At 31.2% G+C, this 17,113-nt stretch carries 20 protein-coding genes and 1 pseudogene; 18 read left to right on the top strand and 3 right to left on the bottom strand.

Features of this window, described 5'->3' with window-relative positions:
• The 8 genes and pseudogenes from Q0C58_RS00685 to Q0C58_RS00650 all read left to right on the top strand — a co-directional run.
• Window positions 1-103, top strand: a pseudogene (locus Q0C58_RS00685) (methylenetetrahydrofolate reductase [NAD(P)H]); the annotation flags it as partial.
• A gap of 26 nt (window positions 104-129) precedes the next feature.
• On the top strand, window positions 130-537 hold the full coding sequence (locus tag Q0C58_RS00680; RefSeq protein ID WP_290696353.1) for an Rrf2 family transcriptional regulator: 408 nt from the start codon (window positions 130-132) through the stop codon (window positions 535-537).
• 109 nt (window positions 538-646) lie between these two features.
• Window positions 647-901, top strand: coding sequence for a DUF2061 domain-containing protein (locus Q0C58_RS00675; RefSeq protein WP_290696352.1), 255 nt, complete (start codon window positions 647-649; stop codon window positions 899-901).
• A 5-nt stretch (window positions 902-906) separates the two neighbouring features.
• Window positions 907-1,515 carry a phosphoadenosine phosphosulfate reductase family protein gene (locus tag Q0C58_RS00670; protein ID WP_290696350.1) on the top strand — a complete coding sequence of 203 codons (609 nt, stop codon included), beginning with the start codon at window positions 907-909 and terminating at the stop codon, window positions 1,513-1,515.
• A 14-nt stretch (window positions 1,516-1,529) separates the two neighbouring features.
• The gene (gene cysD, locus Q0C58_RS00665; RefSeq protein ID WP_290696348.1) at window positions 1,530-2,435 is read left to right on the top strand and encodes a sulfate adenylyltransferase subunit CysD; all 906 of its coding nucleotides are present in this window, start codon (window positions 1,530-1,532) and stop codon (window positions 2,433-2,435) included.
• 97 nt (window positions 2,436-2,532) lie between these two features.
• Window positions 2,533-3,780, top strand: coding sequence for a GTP-binding protein (locus Q0C58_RS00660; protein ID WP_290696346.1), 1,248 nt, complete (start codon window positions 2,533-2,535; stop codon window positions 3,778-3,780).
• A 54-nt stretch (window positions 3,781-3,834) separates the two neighbouring features.
• A complete protein-coding gene (locus Q0C58_RS00655) occupies window positions 3,835-4,932 on the top strand; it encodes an acyloxyacyl hydrolase (protein ID WP_290696344.1) in 1,098 nt (365 codons plus the stop codon).
• 1 nt (window position 4,933) lies between these two features.
• Window positions 4,934-5,677 (top strand): head GIN domain-containing protein, encoded by a 744-nt coding sequence (locus Q0C58_RS00650; RefSeq protein WP_290696342.1) that lies wholly within the window; start codon window positions 4,934-4,936, stop codon window positions 5,675-5,677.
• Window positions 5,678-5,765: 88 nt separating this feature from the next.
• Here Q0C58_RS00650 and Q0C58_RS00645 read toward each other — a convergent pair whose 3' ends face one another.
• From Q0C58_RS00645 to gldA, 3 genes are all read right to left on the bottom strand, one after another.
• A complete protein-coding gene (locus tag Q0C58_RS00645; protein WP_290696341.1) occupies window positions 5,766-6,074 on the bottom strand; it encodes an ASCH domain-containing protein in 309 nt (102 codons plus the stop codon).
• A 67-nt stretch (window positions 6,075-6,141) separates the two neighbouring features.
• On the bottom strand, window positions 6,142-6,339 hold the full coding sequence (locus Q0C58_RS00640) for a hypothetical protein (RefSeq protein ID WP_290696340.1): 198 nt from the start codon (window positions 6,337-6,339) through the stop codon (window positions 6,142-6,144).
• A 203-nt stretch (window positions 6,340-6,542) separates the two neighbouring features.
• The gene (gene gldA, locus Q0C58_RS00635; protein WP_290696339.1) at window positions 6,543-7,439 is read right to left on the bottom strand and encodes a gliding motility-associated ABC transporter ATP-binding subunit GldA; all 897 of its coding nucleotides are present in this window, start codon (window positions 7,437-7,439) and stop codon (window positions 6,543-6,545) included.
• A gap of 399 nt (window positions 7,440-7,838) precedes the next feature.
• Here gldA and Q0C58_RS00630 point away from each other — a divergent pair, with 399 nt between their 5' ends.
• The 10 genes from Q0C58_RS00630 to queA all read left to right on the top strand — a co-directional run bounded on the left by Q0C58_RS00630 (window position 7,839) and on the right by queA (window position 16,791).
• Window positions 7,839-8,666 (top strand): prephenate dehydratase, encoded by an 828-nt coding sequence (locus Q0C58_RS00630; protein ID WP_290696337.1) that lies wholly within the window; start codon window positions 7,839-7,841, stop codon window positions 8,664-8,666.
• Window positions 8,663-9,805: an aminotransferase class I/II-fold pyridoxal phosphate-dependent enzyme gene (locus Q0C58_RS00625; RefSeq protein WP_290696359.1), complete on the top strand. Its 1,143-nt coding sequence runs from the start codon at window positions 8,663-8,665 to the stop codon at window positions 9,803-9,805. The genes Q0C58_RS00630 and Q0C58_RS00625 overlap by 4 nt, the downstream gene beginning before the upstream one ends.
• A complete protein-coding gene (locus Q0C58_RS00620; RefSeq protein WP_290696357.1) occupies window positions 9,805-10,656 on the top strand; it encodes a prephenate dehydrogenase in 852 nt (283 codons plus the stop codon). The genes Q0C58_RS00625 and Q0C58_RS00620 overlap by 1 nt, the downstream gene beginning before the upstream one ends.
• 96 nt (window positions 10,657-10,752) lie before the next feature.
• Window positions 10,753-11,835, top strand: a complete 1,083-nt coding sequence (locus Q0C58_RS00615) for a bifunctional 3-deoxy-7-phosphoheptulonate synthase/chorismate mutase type II (protein WP_290696335.1) — start codon at window positions 10,753-10,755, stop codon at window positions 11,833-11,835.
• A 79-nt stretch (window positions 11,836-11,914) separates the two neighbouring features.
• Complete coding sequence (gene rsgA / locus Q0C58_RS00610; RefSeq protein ID WP_290696333.1) at window positions 11,915-12,865, top strand: ribosome small subunit-dependent GTPase A; 951 nt, start codon at window positions 11,915-11,917, stop codon at window positions 12,863-12,865.
• Between the two features lie 115 nt (window positions 12,866-12,980).
• Window positions 12,981-13,433 carry a D-aminoacyl-tRNA deacylase gene (dtd, locus tag Q0C58_RS00605; protein WP_290696331.1) on the top strand — a complete coding sequence of 151 codons (453 nt, stop codon included), beginning with the start codon at window positions 12,981-12,983 and terminating at the stop codon, window positions 13,431-13,433.
• Window positions 13,433-13,951, top strand: coding sequence for a metal-dependent hydrolase (locus Q0C58_RS00600; RefSeq protein ID WP_290696329.1), 519 nt, complete (start codon window positions 13,433-13,435; stop codon window positions 13,949-13,951). The genes dtd and Q0C58_RS00600 overlap by 1 nt, the downstream gene beginning before the upstream one ends.
• Window positions 13,941-14,267: a nucleotide pyrophosphohydrolase gene (locus tag Q0C58_RS00595; RefSeq protein WP_290696328.1), complete on the top strand. Its 327-nt coding sequence runs from the start codon at window positions 13,941-13,943 to the stop codon at window positions 14,265-14,267. Before Q0C58_RS00600 ends, Q0C58_RS00595 begins: the two co-directional genes overlap by 11 nt.
• A gap of 152 nt (window positions 14,268-14,419) precedes the next feature.
• The gene (aroA, locus tag Q0C58_RS00590; RefSeq protein ID WP_290696326.1) at window positions 14,420-15,646 is read left to right on the top strand and encodes a 3-phosphoshikimate 1-carboxyvinyltransferase; all 1,227 of its coding nucleotides are present in this window, start codon (window positions 14,420-14,422) and stop codon (window positions 15,644-15,646) included.
• Window positions 15,647-15,741: 95 nt separating this feature from the next.
• Window positions 15,742-16,791, top strand: coding sequence for a tRNA preQ1(34) S-adenosylmethionine ribosyltransferase-isomerase QueA (gene queA / locus Q0C58_RS00585; RefSeq protein ID WP_290696355.1), 1,050 nt, complete (start codon window positions 15,742-15,744; stop codon window positions 16,789-16,791).
• Window positions 16,792-17,113 lie beyond the last annotated feature (322 nt).

Below are 17,113 nucleotides of genomic sequence, written 5' to 3'. Positions count from 1 at the left end.
TATACAGTCTAAAGAGTTGAAAGCTGCTGGCATCCCTGTGTTACATTATTATTCTATGGGAAAAAGTGATAATGTTAAAGCCATAGCTAGTCAGGTTTTTTAAGTTTAAATTATAAGTACATTTGCGTTATGCTTTCTAAAAAAACAAAATACGGTATTAAAGCGCTAACTTATTTAGCAAAGCAAGAAAATAGAATACCTGTGCAGATTAGTACTATTTCTAAAAGTGAAAGTATTTCTCAAAAATTCTTAGAAAGCATACTGCTTACGCTTAGAAAAAGCGGTATGTTAGGTTCTAAAAAAGGAAAATCTGGTGGTTATTATTTGCTTAAAGATCCTAATAATATTGTAATGGTTGAGGTTATGCGTGTACTTGAGGGTCCTATTGCTTTGGTGCCATGTGTAAGTCTTAACTTTTATGAAAAATGTCATGATTGTCCTGATGAGAAAGCGTGTTCTGTTCATAATCTCATGTTAGAAGTAAGAGACAGCATGTTAAAGGTGCTAAATGATAAAACACTTGCCGATTTTATTTAACAAAAATCCATAAATTATCACAAAAAGTTGTAATCAAGTATTTCAAATAATACATTTGCAATTAAATCTACTATTCCGATAGGGATTAAAGATTAATAAAATAAATGGAATGATATTAGATGCTTTATTAAGTCCAAAGAAACGACATAGCGAGACTGAAACTTTAGATGAGAAATTAAGTAGAAGTCTTCTTAAAACCATTAGTTGGAGAATAATTGGTACGTTAGACACCATTATAATTTCTTATTTAATTACTGGAACACTAGCAATGGCTTTAAGTATTGGAGGTGTAGAATTAGGAACAAAAATGCTGCTATATTTTTTTCATGAACGGGCTTGGAATAAAATTAAATGGGGAAAATGAGATCTATGGATTGTAATAAAATAAATGAAGAATTAAATGGTAAGACCACGAATGAAATTATTACTTGGGCACTAAGTATTGCAAAAAAGCCAGTGGTGACTACTAATTTTAGACCATATGAAGCGGCAATTTTACACGCGGTTTCAAGTTTAAATAGTAGAATAAAAGTAATATGGTGTGATACAGGATACAATACGCCAAACACTTATAAACATGCAGAAGAGGTTATTGCTAAATTAAACTTAAATATAAAGTTATACGTGCCTAAACAAACTACAGCACATCGTGACATTGTTTTAGGAACTCCTGAAATTAATACTCAAAAACACCAAATATTTACAGAGCAAGTAAAGCTAGAGCCGTTTAAGCGCGCAATGCAAGAACACAAGCCAGATATATGGTTTACAAATTTACGTAAAGGTCAAACAGCGTTTAGAGACAGCATAGACATTGTGTCTCAGGATGTAAGTGGTATAATTAAAGTAAGTCCTTTTTATCATTTCACAGATCAAGATTTAGAGGCTTATTTAATTAGAAATAAGCTTCCAAACGAATTTAAATATTTTGACCCAACAAAAGTTTTAGAAGATAGAGAGTGTGGCTTACACGCCTAAAAGTAATTTAGTTTATGATAAAGTCAACAGCGAATATAAACCCATTAGAAAACGAAGCTATTTATATTTTTAGAGAAGTAGCAGCGCAATTTGAAAAACCTGTACTATTGTTTTCTGGTGGAAAAGATTCTATTACATTAGTACGTTTAGCCCAAAAAGCATTTTATCCTGCAAAAATACCATTTCCATTAATGCATATAGATACTGGGCATAATTTTCCAGAAACTATTGCTTTTAGAGATAAGTTGGTTGCGGAATTAGACTTGAAATTAATTGTACGTCATGTGCAAGATTCTATAGATGAAGGTAAGGTAAAAGAAGAATCGGGACGATATGCTAGCAGAAATCAATTACAAACCACCACACTTTTAGATGCTATTGAAGAATTTAAGTTCGATGCTTGTATTGGAGGTGCAAGACGTGATGAAGAAAAAGCAAGAGCTAAGGAACGTATTTTTTCTGTTCGAGACGATTTTGGACAATGGGATGAGAAAAATCAACGTCCAGAATTGTTTGATATGCTTAACGGACAAATAGAACTAGGACAAAACGTACGTGTGTTTCCTATTTCAAACTGGACAGAATTAGATGTATGGTCTTACATAGAAAAAGAACACATTGAAATACCTTCAATATATTTTGCACATACTAGAGCTACTTTTTTAAGAGATGGATTAATATGGTCTGCAGATGATGCTGTTGTTTTTAGAGATGAAGATGAGATTGTGGAAAATAGATTAGTAAGGTTTAGAACAATTGGAGATATGAGTTGTACTGCTGCTGTCTTGTCTAGTGCAGCTACCATTACAAAAGTGGTTAAGGAAATAAGAGAATCTACAATTTCTGAACGTGGTGCAAGAATAGATGATAAACGCTCTGAAGCTGCGATGGAAAAGCGAAAGCAGCAAGGTTATTTCTAATCACTAAATGTAAAGTTTTAGTCAATGGAAACATTAGGAAGTACTTTAAATTAATAATTAAATAAAACTCCTTCTTATTAGGAAGGTAAAGATAATCTTGGAAGTTTTAAAAATAGCAACAGCAGGAAGTGTAGACGATGGTAAGAGTACCTTGATTGGTCGTTTACTATACGATACAAAGTCATTAACCAGCGATAAGCTGGAGGCCATAGAAAAAACAAGTAAGAAAAAAGGATACGATTATTTAGATTTTTCTTTAGCTACAGATGGTTTGGTAGCAGAGCGTGAGCAAGGTATTACTATAGATGTTGCACATATTTATTTTTCTACACAAAAAAAAAGCTACATTATTGCCGATACTCCAGGTCATGTAGAATATACAAGAAATATGGTTACTGGAGCATCGACTTCTCAAGCTGCCATTATTTTAATCGATGCCAGAAAAGGTGTTATAGAGCAAACCAATCGTCATTTTTTTATTAATAATTTATTGCGCGTAAAAGAGGTTATTGTAGCGATTAATAAAATGGATTTGGTTGATTTTTCAGAAACACTTTACAATGAAATAAAGACAGATTTTCAAACTCTCATTAATAAAAGAGATTATAAAGAGCAAAATATTACATTTATTCCGGTGAGTGCTTTAAAAGGTGATAATGTGGTTAATTCATCAAAAAAAATGCCTTGGTACCAAGGAGTATCTGTACTTGAGCATTTAGAAAATTTAGATTTTGAAGCTGTATCAAATACAGGTATACCGCGATTTCCCATACAATACGTAATTAGACCTAAAACAGAAGCTTTCCATGATTTTAGAGGTTATGCAGGGAAAGTTTATGGTGGAGAATTAAAAAAAGGAGATGAAGTTGTTGTTTTGCCATCGCAAACCAAATCTAAAATAAAGAATATTTATTTTTACGATGAAGAGGTTGAGGTTGCAGCAAGACGATCTAGTATTGTTATAACATTAGTAGATGATGTAAATATTAGTAGAGGCGATATGATTGTAAAAACCGACGAGTTACCTGCCATCGACAAGCAATTTAAAGCAACTATTTCATGGATGGATTCTCAAGAACTATCGGAAAATAAAAAATATGTACTACAACATGGCGTTAATAAGGCTTTAGCAAAAGTGAGTAAAATACACCACAAAATACGTCCAGATTATTCTGGAATTGAAGAAGCTGTAGATAGCTTACAAATGAATGATATTGCCACAGTTTCATTTAAGTTAAATAGACCTATTTTTTATGATGCTTTTAAAGACCATAGAACTAATGGGTCTTTTATTTTAATAGATACTATTTCTAATAATACAGTAGCCTCAGGATTTATTCAATAGCATTAAAGCGTTCGTTTTAAATTACATACTTTTACGCTCTAATTAAATTGCTAGATGAAGTATTTATTGTCCACTTATATTTTATTTTTTTCGCTTTGTGTTTTGGCTCAAGAAAAGGGAAATGATCCATTTACAATAGATGCTAATTATTTTTATGGAAATATAGCAGAGCATAATAGTGATATTTCACATCTTATTACTGGTCACCCAACAGGTATTATTTTAAGCTATAATAAAAAAACTTTTGGTAAAAATGCTTGGGAAAGTAGATTTAACTATCCAGATTATGGTGCGTCATTTATTTATCAAGATTCAAAAAACGAGACTTTAGGTAATAATTTTGGTGTTTATGCACATTATAATTTTTATTTTTTTAAGCGTAATTTAATGTTTAGAATTGGTCAAGGAATAGCATATAACACAAATCCTTACGATAAGGTTGAAAACTTTAGAAATAACGCTTTTGGCACAGGATTGTTAAGTAGTACTTATGTAATGCTTAATTATAAAAAAGAAAATATTTTTAAAGGTTTTGGCTTTCAAACTGGATTATCATTAATCCATTATTCTAACGCAAATATAAAAGCACCTAATAGTTCTATAAATAATGTTGTTTTTAATATTGGAGTAAATTACAGATTCGATAATAAACAAGAAACAGAATACATACCATCGACTGAAGATAAATATTTTAAAGAAAATATAAAATACAACATAGCTTTTAGAACAGGTGTTAATGAAAGCGATGTTATTGATACAGGTCAATATGTTTTTTATATTGCGTCTGCCTATGCAGATAAGCGTTTAAATAGAAAAAGCGCTATTCAAGTTGGAACAGATGTGTTTTTCTCGAATTTTTTAAAAACGCACATACGTTATAGTTCAGTTGCATTTCCACTAGATAATGTTAGTGGAGATGAAGATTATAAGCGTGTAGGTGTTTTTGTAGGTCATGAGTTATTTATTAATAAAACATCATTAATTACACAGTTGGGTTATTATATTTATTATCCATTTGATTTTGAAGGTCGCGTTTACAATAGAATAGGTTTAAAACGTTATTTTGGTAATAAAATGTATGGTGCTTTAACATTAAAATCTCATGGAGCAAAAGCAGAAGCAGTAGAAATAGGAATTGGAATAAGATTATAAAATGAAAAAAATAATATACATATTTACAGTACTTTTTTTTGCTAGTTGCGATAGTGAAAATGCACCAGATTGTTTTAAAAGTGCTGGTGATTTAATTGAAAAAGAATTTACTGTAGCGCCATTTACTATGGTGACAGCCTTTAAAGACATTGAATTAATAGTAATAGATGCTTTAAGTTTTAATGTTAAAGTTGAAACTGGCGAAAACCTAATGGATGCTATTTCTGTTACTGTAGAAAATGGTAGATTGCTTTTAAAGAATAATAATGATTGCAATCTTACACGAGATTATGGCTTAACTAAAGTATATGTAAGCGCGCCAAATTTAACCGAAATTAGAAACAGTAGCCAACTTACAGTTCGTAGTAATGGTATTTTAAACTATCCAGATTTAGATTTAAAAAGTGAGGATGATTCTGGAGATTTTTATAACAATGGAATTTTTAATGTAGAAGTTAATACAACTAATCTTTCTGTTGTAATTAATAACACAACAACAAACTACATTTCTGGAGCTACTACTAATCTAAGAATTAATCATGCCTCTGGAGATGGACGTTTTGAAGGTAGAAATCTAATTGTAGATAATGTAGTTATTTTTCATCGTGGTACTAATGATATTATTGTAAATCCGCAGCTGTCATTAACGGCAAATCTAGTAAGTACTGGTGATGTTATTTCTGTAACAACACCTCCAATTATAGAAATTCAAGAGCAGTTTGATGGTCGTGTAATTTTTGAATAAATAGTTTTTTTATTTCCTTAAGTTGTTCTAAATTTATTTAATTAAGACAGAAGTTTAGCCTGTCAAGCAGTCTTAATTATTTTAACTATCAGTATTTTATAGTCCAGATGGTTTTAAATCTTTCGCAAACAATAAGAATGTATTCTGTAGGTTTTCTTCCGCTTTCTTTCATAAAATTTTCAAAAAAATTCCAATGAGCTTTTTTCCATTTTTTTAATGGTTCAATATCAGTTCCCATATCCAGTTCAGCATAATTTTTGGAAATTTCATTAAACGGAATGGTCTCAACACTTTTAGTTACTATAATCGCTTTCGCTTTTCCGTTAAAATTAGTTATTATTTGTTTGTTTCCAACTTTTGGTAAGTCAACATTATATTGTTTATATAAAGAATACAAGCTTGAAGAAGTTTTCTTTTTTCCATTTACGGTTAATTCTACAAGTCTATTTACATCTTCTTTATTGTTATGAAAAAAAATCAGATTGTGGTATTTCCTCGTTTTTAAATTTGGGATTAGATTTGGTAAAGTTACTCCACATTCCAGAAACACTTTTGTCTATTCTGTTTTCCGTTTCCAATTCATATTCTGTTTCGGTTAGCTTTATATTTTTTGTTTCAGGAATTTTTATGTCATTTTTTACACCTTTTGCAAAGTCATACATTTCAATTCCGAAATAAGTTATTCCTATAATTATTATCCCAATTATTGTTATTAAAATTCCTTTTTAAATTAAACTTGTCAAATATGAGATGACGTGTTTGTTTATGATTAGTTAAGCACTTAATTTGAAAATAAAAACTGAATAGAGAATACACTGTGATTTTCGTAAATAGATTGGGACAAAACAGAACATTATAAATTAAATTATTCAGCAGTCAATTCCCTAAACATACTCTCCAAACTAGCATTCTTTTGATTAAGCTGAAGAATTTTCAATTCATTATCATGAGCAAAATCAAAAACATGAGCGCGCATATCTTCTTTTGTAGAAAAGACAATTTCATAAATAAAATCGAACGTATTCTTTACGCTTTTAGCATGAGGTAATTTTAATAAAAAGGCATCTTCAACGCGATAATCGAATTCTACAATAACGGTTTGCTCTTGTCCTTCACGCAGTTCTGTTAGTTTTTTATTGGCAACAATTTCTCCTTTGTTAATTATTATAACACGATCACACATAGCTTCTACTTCTTGCATAATGTGTGTAGATAGAAAAACAGTTTTTTCTTTACCAATAGATTTAATAAGGTTTCTAATCTCTACTAATTGATTTGGGTCTAAGCCTGTGGTAGGCTCATCTAAAATTAAAACGTCTGGATTATGTAAAAGCGCATTTGCTAAACCAACACGTTGTCTATAGCCTTTAGATAGCGAACTCATTTTTTTATGCGCTTCTGGAGTTAAACCAGTAAGTGTTATTACTTCTTCTATTCTAGATTTGCTAACCTTGTAAACATCTGCATTAAAGGTTAAATATTCTCTTACGTACTGTTCTAAGTATAATGGATTGTGCTCTGGTAAATAACCAACACTTTGTTGTACTTGTTTTGGCTGCGATAGAATATTATGTCCATTTACAGCAGCTTCACCTTTGGTTGGGCTAATAAAAGTGGTTAATATTTTCATCATTGTAGATTTTCCAGCACCATTTGGTCCAAGAAAACCAACAATTTCTGGTTTTTTAATTTCAAAAGACACGTTGTTAAGTGCCTTCTGCTCACCATAAATTTTAGTTATATTTTTAACTTTTATAGACATCTTATTATTCTTTCTTCAAAAATAAACATTCTGTAATTTAAACAAGACTTTGTGTAGAAATCTTTAAATCTTCATTTAAAACACTAAAATTCATACTTTAGTATCTTTATTTGGAGAATAATTATTTACTTTAGCTTTATAATTAAATAAACGCCTAGGCGGAAACAGAAGATGAATACTATTCAAAAAACATATTATAGTTGGACCTATTTCTTTTTTAGCGAAAAGAACGAGACTACGTATATGTAATTTGTTACAAATATATATTTAAACCAAGTCTCGATATTTATCGGGACTTTTTTATATATAAAACTTTCGTTTTTAAAGCTAAAGTGGTTAAAAACGAGTGAGTTGAATAAATATCAACGAAAGTTGAGATTACATTAAAGAAAAATAATTTTGATTAAAACAGTAGCCATACAAGGTATAAAAGGATCGTTTCACCACATCGTGTCGCAAGACTACTTTGGTGAACAGGTTGCCATAAACGAATGTTTGTCTTTCGATGCTACTGTAGACGCCTTGCTTTCTGGAAAAGTTGAAGCAGCAATTATGGCTTTAGAGAATTCTATTGCAGGCTCTATTATTCCAAATTATGCATTGATAGATACGCATAACCTTCAAATTAATGGTGAGTACTATTTAGATATTCAACATAATTTAATGGCTTTGTCAAATCAAAATATTGAAGATATTAAAGAAGTGTATTCACACCCAATGGCATTATTGCAGTGTAAGGCTTTTTTTAAAAAGCATCCACATATTAAACTGGTGGAAGATAAAGATACTGCAGATGTTGCCAAGCGTATCCAAGATAAAAAGTTAAAAGGAATTGCAGCAATAGCTAGTAAATTGGCAGCTTCAATATTTGAGCTTGATATTTTAGCCGAAAGCATCCAAACCATTAAACACAACGAAACACGTTTTGTAATAATGCAACAAAAGCATTCTGAAATTGCGAAAGCTGAAATAAATAAAGCATCAATTAAATTCGAACTCGATCACAAACGCGGAAGCTTAGCAGCAATGCTAAATGTTATGAGCGATTGCAAGCTTAATTTAACCAAAATACAATCGCTTCCTAAAATTAAAACACCTTGGTTATATGCCTTTTTTGTCGATGTGACTTTCGATAATTACGAGAATTTTGAAAAAGCAAAAGCAATTATTAAAATAATGGCAACACATTTTAAAGTGTTGGGAGAATATAAAAACTCAAAACGATAATGGAAGTTGCAAATAGATTACATAGTGTTGAAGAGTACTACTTTTCTAAGAAATTAAAGGAAGTTAATTTTCTTAAATCTCAAGGCAAACCAATAATTAATTTAGGTATTGGTAGCCCAGATTTACAACCACCAGGAAAAGTAATTTCTGCAATTGCAGAAAGTTTTAAGGCTTCTAATGCTCACAAATACCAAAGCTATCAAGGTTTGCCAGAATTACGAGAAGCCATTGCTGGTTTCTACAAACAGCATTTTAATGTAAGTGTTAGTGCAACAACAGAAGTGTTGCCACTTATGGGAAGCAAGGAAGGTATTATGCATATTTCTATGGCTTTTTTAAACGAAGGCGATGCGGTTTTAATTCCAAATCCTGGTTACCCAACATATACTTCTGTTACTAAATTATTGCAAGCAGAACCTATTTTTTACAACTTAGATGATAATAATAATTGGTGTCCAAATATTGATGAACTTGAAGAACAAGATTTAAGTAAAGTAAAGATTATGTGGTTAAATTATCCACACATGCCAACAGGAGCTAAAGCGACTAAAGAAATCTTTAAAAAGTTAATTGCTTTTGCTAAAAAGCATGATATTTTATTGGTTAATGACAATCCATATAGTTTTATTTTAAATAACGAACCATTGAGCCTTCTTAGTATTGAAGGCTCAAAAAGCCATTGTTTAGAATTAAACTCATTAAGTAAAACATTTAATATGGCTGGCTGGAGAGTAGGTATGTTATTAGGTAATTATAATTTGTTAAACGCTGTTTTAAAGGTGAAAAGTAATATGGATTCTGGTATGTTTTATGGCATTCAAAAAGGAGCAATAGAAGCTTTAAACTCGTCTAAAATGTGGTTTGTAAGTTTAAATAATGTTTACGAGCAACGTAGAAAATTGGTTTGGGAATTAGTAACAAAACTAAATTGTGCGTTCGATAAAGATGCAAGCGGATTGTTTGTTTGGGCAAAATTACCGTCTCATTTTAAATCTGAAGAATTTATAGATAAGCTATTAACAGAGCATAATCTTTTTATTACACCAGGAACAATTTTTGGAAGTCAAGGTGAAGGTTATGTGCGTTTTTCATTATGCGCAACAACCGAAGAAATAATAGAGGCAATTGCAAGAGTATGATACATAATATTTACATAATAGGAGTAGGTTTAATAGGTGGAAGTTTAGCTTTAGATATAAAAAAAAAGCGACCAGATGTAACTATTTATGGTATAGATAATAATACACAACATATTACTCAAGCATTAGAGTTAAAGGTTATAGATGCAAAGGCTACGTTTGACGATTTAGATAAAGCAGATTTAGTAGTACTGTCTATTCCAGTAGATGCTGCTGTAGCATTATTACCAAAAGTGTTAGATAAAATATCAGATTTTGGCTTGGTTGTAGATGTTGGTTCTACCAAATTAGACATTTGTAAAGCAATAGAAAATCATCCTAAACGACGTAATTTTTTAGCCATGCATCCAATTGCAGGAACAGAATTTTCAGGACCAAAAGCAGCTATTTTAGATTTGTTTCAGCATAAAACTAATATTATTTGTGAGGTTGAAAAAACAGCATTTAAGCTTCAGGAAGAAGCATTGAATCTATTTGCAGAAATAGGCATGAAAATGCGTTACATGAATCCAGAAGCACATGATAAACATATAGCTTATATGTCACATTTATCTCATATTAGTGCTTTTATGCTAGGTAAAACAGTAATTGAAAAAGAGAAAAATGAACGTGACATTTTTGATATGGCAGGTTCTGGTTTCGAGAGTACAGTACGTTTAGCAAAAAGTTCGCCAGCAATGTGGACTCCAATTTTTAGACAAAATAAAGACAATGTTGTAGAGACTTTAGAAAATTATATTACTAATCTCACGAAGTTTAAAAACATGATGAAAAACGACGATTTTGAAGGTGTTTTTAATGAAATGAAAGACACAAATTATATAAAACAGATATTAAACGGAATAAATTAAAGGCTAAAGATTAAAAAAGGAAAAAGAGAATAGAAGAGAGATTTTAAAATAGAGAAAAGAAGACAAGTCTTGACTCTCTTTTCTTGAAAAAATATTATGGAAAATAAAAAAGAAATGAGAAACTGGTTGGACGACATGAAGTTAGACCATCCATTAGTAATCGCTGGACCATGTAGTGCAGAGACAGAAGCGCAAGTTTTAAAAATTGCACATGAGTTAAAAGATACAGATGTAAGCTATTTTAGAGCAGGAATTTGGAAACCACGTACACGTCCAGGAATGTTTGAAGGTGTTGGCGCTTTAGGTTTAAACTGGCTTAAAAAAGTAAAGGCAGAAACAGGGATGAGAACGTGTACTGAAGTTGCTAATGCTGCACACGTAAAATTAGCGATAGAAAATGATGTCGATTTATTATGGATTGGTGCACGCTCAACCGTAAGTCCATTTATTATGCAAGAATTAGCAGATGCTTTAGCAGGAACAGACAAGATTGTTTTGGTTAAAAATCCAGTAAATCCAGATTTAGCATTATGGCTTGGTGGTATTGAAAGATTGTACACTGCAGGAATTAAAAATTTAGGAGCTATACACAGAGGTTTTTCTACTTACGAAAAAACAAAATATAGAAATATTCCAGAATGGCAAATAGCTATCGAGTTTCAAAATAGATTTCCAGATTTACCATTAATTAACGATCCTTCTCATATTACAGGAAAACGTGATATGGTTTTTGATGTATCGCAAACTGCATTAGATCTTAATTTTGATGGGTTAATGATAGAAACGCATACAGATCCAGATAACGCTTGGAGTGATGCTGCGCAGCAAGTTACACCTGAAGCATTAATACAAATGATGGTGGATTTAAAAATTAGAAAAGTTAGTGATCCTGAAGCAGAATACAATACAGAACTAACAAACTTAAGAGCGCAAATAGATGTTGTGGATAACCAACTTATAGATTTACTAGCTAAGCGTATGTTAGTTGCAGATGGTATTGGTAAACTTAAGAAACAAAAAAACGTTGCTGTTTTACAAAGCAAACGTTGGAACGAGATTTTAGGTAAAATGGTGCTTCAAGGCAATGAAAAAGGCTTGAGTGAAGAGTTTATTTTAAGACTCTTTAAAGCAGTGCATCAAGAATCTATTAATCATCAAGAGAAAGTAATAAAAGGATAAGCGTTTTTAAAACTATTATTAATGCCATTATTAGTTAATCATTTTTTAGTATTAATTAATAGTGGCATCTTTGTAAGTAATGACAGGACTAGTATATAAATCTACAGGAAGTTGGTACACAGTTAAAACAAAACTTGGTGTCACTTACGAATGCCGAATTAAAGGTAAGTTTCGCCTTCAAGGTATAAAAAGCACCAACCCAATTGCTGTTGGAGATTATGTGGGCTTTGATTTAGATACTAAAAGTGATAAAGAAACAGGTGTAATAAACAAAATTCACGATCGCGAGAATTATATTGTTAGAAAATCAGTCAACCTCTCTAAACAAACACATATAATTGCTTCAAATATAGATCAGGTTTTTTTATTAATTACAATAGACAATCCACCAACATTTACCAGTTTTATAGATCGTTTTTTAGTAACAGCTCAAGCATATTCTATAAAAACAGTATTGGTTTTTAATAAAATAGATACTTATAACGAGGACACTATTTTTGAGGTTAAATACTTAGAGCACGTATATAAAAATATTGGCTACGAATGTGTTAGTGTTTCTGCAAAAACTGAAGAAAATATAGATAAAATAAAAACTTTAATGGAAGGTAAGGTAAGTGTCTTTGCTGGGCATTCTGGAGTAGGTAAATCTACTTTAGTAAATACTATAGAGCCTAACTTAGACTTAAAAACAAAGTCTATTTCTACACAGCATTCTCAAGGGCAGCACACAACTACTTTTGCAGAGATGTTCGATTTAAGTTTTAATGCAAAAATTATAGATACACCAGGAATAAAAGGTTTTGGAGTTGTAGATATGGAAAAGGAAGAAATAAGCGATTATTTTCCAGAGTTTTTTAAATTAAGTCAAGACTGTAAATTTAATAACTGTATGCATATAGAAGAACCAAAATGCGCAGTTAAAGAAGCCTTAGAGAAAGACGAAATTGCAGCATCTCGCTACAAGAGTTATGTTCAAATTATTGAAGGAGACGACCAGCATTACAGAACAGATATTTGGGAGCCAAAGTAAACACTTAGCAGTGTTCAGTTATCAGTATTCACTAACGCTTAGCGACTTTGTAGCTTTACGAGAAAAAATCAAAATAACCTTAAATAAAAATACAACCGCTTTCGCGGAAAGTATCATGAAAGTAGTTATACAAAGAGTAAGTAGAGCAAGCGTTACAATTGAAGGCAAAAAAGTAGCTTCAATTGAACATGGACTTTTAATCTTACTAGGCATCGTTCAAGAAGATACTCAAGAAGATATTATTTGGTTAACAAAAAAAGTAGCAAACCTTCGTGTTTTTAATGATGAAAATGGAGTAATGAATACTTCACTATTGGATAGTAATGGAGATGCCATTGTAGTAAGCCAGTTTACACTACAGGCAAGTACAAAAAAAGGAAATAGACCAAGCTACATTAAAGCTGCACGACCAGAAATTGCTATACCATTATACAACGCTTTCAATACTATATTAGAATCTGTTTTAAATAAACCAGTTCAAACAGGTGTTTTTGGTGCAGATATGAAAGTGCAATTATTAAATGATGGACCAGTTACTATTATTATAGATTCTAAAAACAAAGAATAATGGCGTCAATATTTGGTCATGGATTAGTAGGTTTTACAATAGCAAAGATTTCAAAATTGAACACTAGTAAAGTATTACTATTCTTAGCTATTGCATCTGCTTTAATACCAGATTTAGATGTAGTTACCTTTGGTAAAATTGCATACGCACATCCATTTGGACATCGTGGTTTTACACATTCTATTTTATTTGCGCTTATTTGGGCTACTATTTTAGCATTTATATTCACAAAAACGAAAAGAAAGTTATTTTTTATAGTCCTTTTTCTATCTACAATTTCTCATGGTATTCTGGATGCTTTAACAACAGGAGGGAAAGGCATTGGGTTTTTAATACCGTTTAATAATACACGTTTTTTCTTTCCGTGGAAAGTAATACAAGTATCTCCAATAGGTATAAGTAAGTTCTTCTCAAATTGGGGAATCCAAGTGATTTTAAGCGAATTAAAATATATAGGTATGCCTTGCTTAATAGTTTTATTATTTTTACACTTTAAAAGAAAAACCAATGAATATTAAAAACGCGCAACAAGAAGTAGATAATTGGATAAAAAATCATGGTGTTCGTTATTTTAATGAGCTTACCAATATGGCACAGCTTACAGAAGAAGTAGGAGAAGTTGCCAGAATTATTGCAAGACGCTATGGAGAACAAAGTGAAAAAGAAAGCGATAAAAACAAAGATTTAGGCGAAGAATTAGCAGATGTTATGTTTGTGGTTTTATGCTTAGCAAACCAAACAGGAATAGATTTACAAGATGCTTTCGATAAAAAATTAGATATAAAAACCAAACGTGATCACGATAGGCATCACAATAACGAAAAGCTCAAGTAACAAATTCCTGCGAAGTCAGGAATACCATCCATAGAATTGAAAATATTAAATGACACTAAAATAAAACGACTTCAAGCAAAGCGAGAAGCAATTAAATAGGTTGTCAATTATAATGTCACACTAAGCGCAGTCGAAGTGTTTTTTAAAATCACATGAATATAAAACTCCAAAAATCTTCAATTAAAGAAGAATCTTCAATACAAATTACAGGTTCTAAAAGCGAATCTAACAGGTTACTGCTATTACAAGCATTATATCCAGAAATTAAAATAGAGAATGTGTCTAATAGTGATGATTCTCAATTAATGACGAAGGCATTAGCTTCTTCAGCCCAAGAAATAGATATACATCATGCTGGAACAGCCATGCGTTTTTTAACCGCTTATTTCGCTATTCAAAACAAAAGAGAAAAACTAATTTCAGGCTCTAAGCGCATGAAAGAGCGACCAATTAAAATTTTGGTCGATGCCTTAAATCAGTTAGGAGCAGATGTTTCATACAAAGAAAATGAAGGCTTTCCTCCACTTTTAATAAAAGGGAAACAACTAACAAAGCATAAAGTGTCTTTAGATGCTAATGTAAGTAGTCAATACATTTCGGCTTTATTGCTTATTGCTTCAAAATTAGAAAACGGATTAGAACTTACTCTAAAAGGTAAGATAACATCTGTGCCTTATATTAACATGACATTGAGTTTATTAACTCAATTAAATATAGAAACAGAATTTAAAAATAATATAATTACAGTAAAACCACTTCAAGAAAAAATGAAGCCTAAAACACTTACAGTAGAGTCAGACTGGTCTTCAGCTTCTTATTTTTATAGTATTGTTGCATTGGCTAAGATTGGTACTGTAATTAGTATTTCATCTTATAAAAAAAATAGCCTGCAAGGCGACTCTGCATTAGCAAATATTTACAAAAGCTTTGGTGTTGCCACAACTTTTAAAGAAAATACTGTTTTAATTAAAAAAACAGCAAAAGTAGATTCTAAAACTACTATTGATTTTGACTTAGCAAATTCGCCAGATATAGCGCAAACAATTTCAGTTACAGCATTTGCTTTGGGTCTAGAATCTAACTTAACAGGATTACACACACTTAAAATTAAAGAAACAGATAGATTAGAGGCTTTAAAAACCGAGATAGAAAAATTGGGTGGTCAAGTAAAAATCACTAACGAAAGTCTTCATCTTTCGCCTTCAAAAAATATAATAGAAAACGTAGTTGTTTCAACCTATAACGACCATAGAATGGCAATGGCATTTGCACCTTTAGCTTTAAAAACACCTATTGAAATTGAAGATTATAAGGTGGTTTCAAAATCGTATCCAACATTTTGGGACGATTTAAAACAGCTAGGCTTTCAAACGAATTAAAATTAAATAATAATAATCACTCTTTTACTTGACAACGCCTACCTTGAGATTGTATCTTTGCTACTTTGTAAACTAAAAACACGATACCCATGAAAATGAAATTATCTCACTTTAACTTTGAATTACCAGAGGAGTTATTGGCAGAATATCCAGCAGAAAATAGAGATGAGTCTCGTTTAATGGTTTTAAACCGTAAAGAGCAAACTATAGAGCACAAGCAATTTAAAGATATTATTGATTATTTTGACGAAGATGATGTCATGATACTTAATAATACAAAGGTTTTTCCTGCACGTTTATTTGGAAACAAAGAAAAAACAGGAGCAAGAATTGAAGTGTTTTTATTACGTGAGTTAAACGAAGAGCAACGCCTTTGGGATGTTTTAGTAGATCCAGCACGTAAAATAAGAATAGGAAATAAATTATACTTTGGCGATGACGAAAGTTTAGTTGCTGAGGTTATAGATAATACAACATCAAGAGGTAGAACATTACGTTTTCTTTACGATGGCTCTTACACAGAATTCCGTAAGAAATTAACATCTCTAGGCGAAACACCATTGCCTAAATACATTAAAAGAGATGTAGAACCAGAAGATGAGCATCGTTACCAAACCATTTTTGCAAAAAATGAAGGTGCAGTAGCAGCACCAACAGCAGGAATGCATTTTTCTAAGCATTTATTAAAACGTTTAGAAATTAAAGGTGTCGATTTTGCTGAGGTTACTTTACATGTTGGCTTAGGTACTTTTAACTCTGTAGAGGTAGAAGATTTATCTAAACATAAAATGGATAGCGAAGAAGTAACAATAGGACCAAAAACAGTAGAACAAATAAATACTGCACTAAAAGCGAGACGTCGTATTTGTGCTGTAGGTACAACTGCAATGAGAGCTGTAGAAAGCGCAGTGTCTTCTAGCCATACTTTAAACGAAATAGATGGTTGGACAAATAAATTTATTTTCCCACCTTACGATTTTAGTATAGCAAACGCTATGATTACTAATTTTCATACACCAAAATCTACATTAATGATGATGACTTCTGCATTTGCAGGACACGACTTTGTTAAACGTGCCTATGACGAAGCGGTTAAAGAAAAGTATAAGTTCTATAGTTATGGAGACGCTATGTTAATTATCTAATCCATACTTTTTAATACTTAAACAAAACTAAAAGAGCCTTATCAATTATAGATAAGGCTTTTTTAGTTTTAAATAAGAATTTTATTATTTAGGCATTACCTAAAGAATTGACTATAATCACTAAATATTTTTTCGCAAAAAAGGAGTTTAAACAATAAGCTTTTACTGAGCGTAGACGAAGTATTCCATTCCTAATGCACTTGCCAAAGGTGAGTACTTAAAATGGTGTGATTTTTTAAAAAGTTAGAACATAGCAGTTTCATACCTTAGTAGGTATTAAGGAAGATAAATTTACTATTTTTGCAGAACAAATGGCAGATAA

Source organism: Lacinutrix sp. (assembly GCF_023299985.1).
Classification (GTDB): Bacteria; Bacteroidota; Bacteroidia; order Flavobacteriales; family Flavobacteriaceae; genus Lacinutrix.
This window is presented reverse-complemented; position numbering and strand designations above follow the sequence as displayed.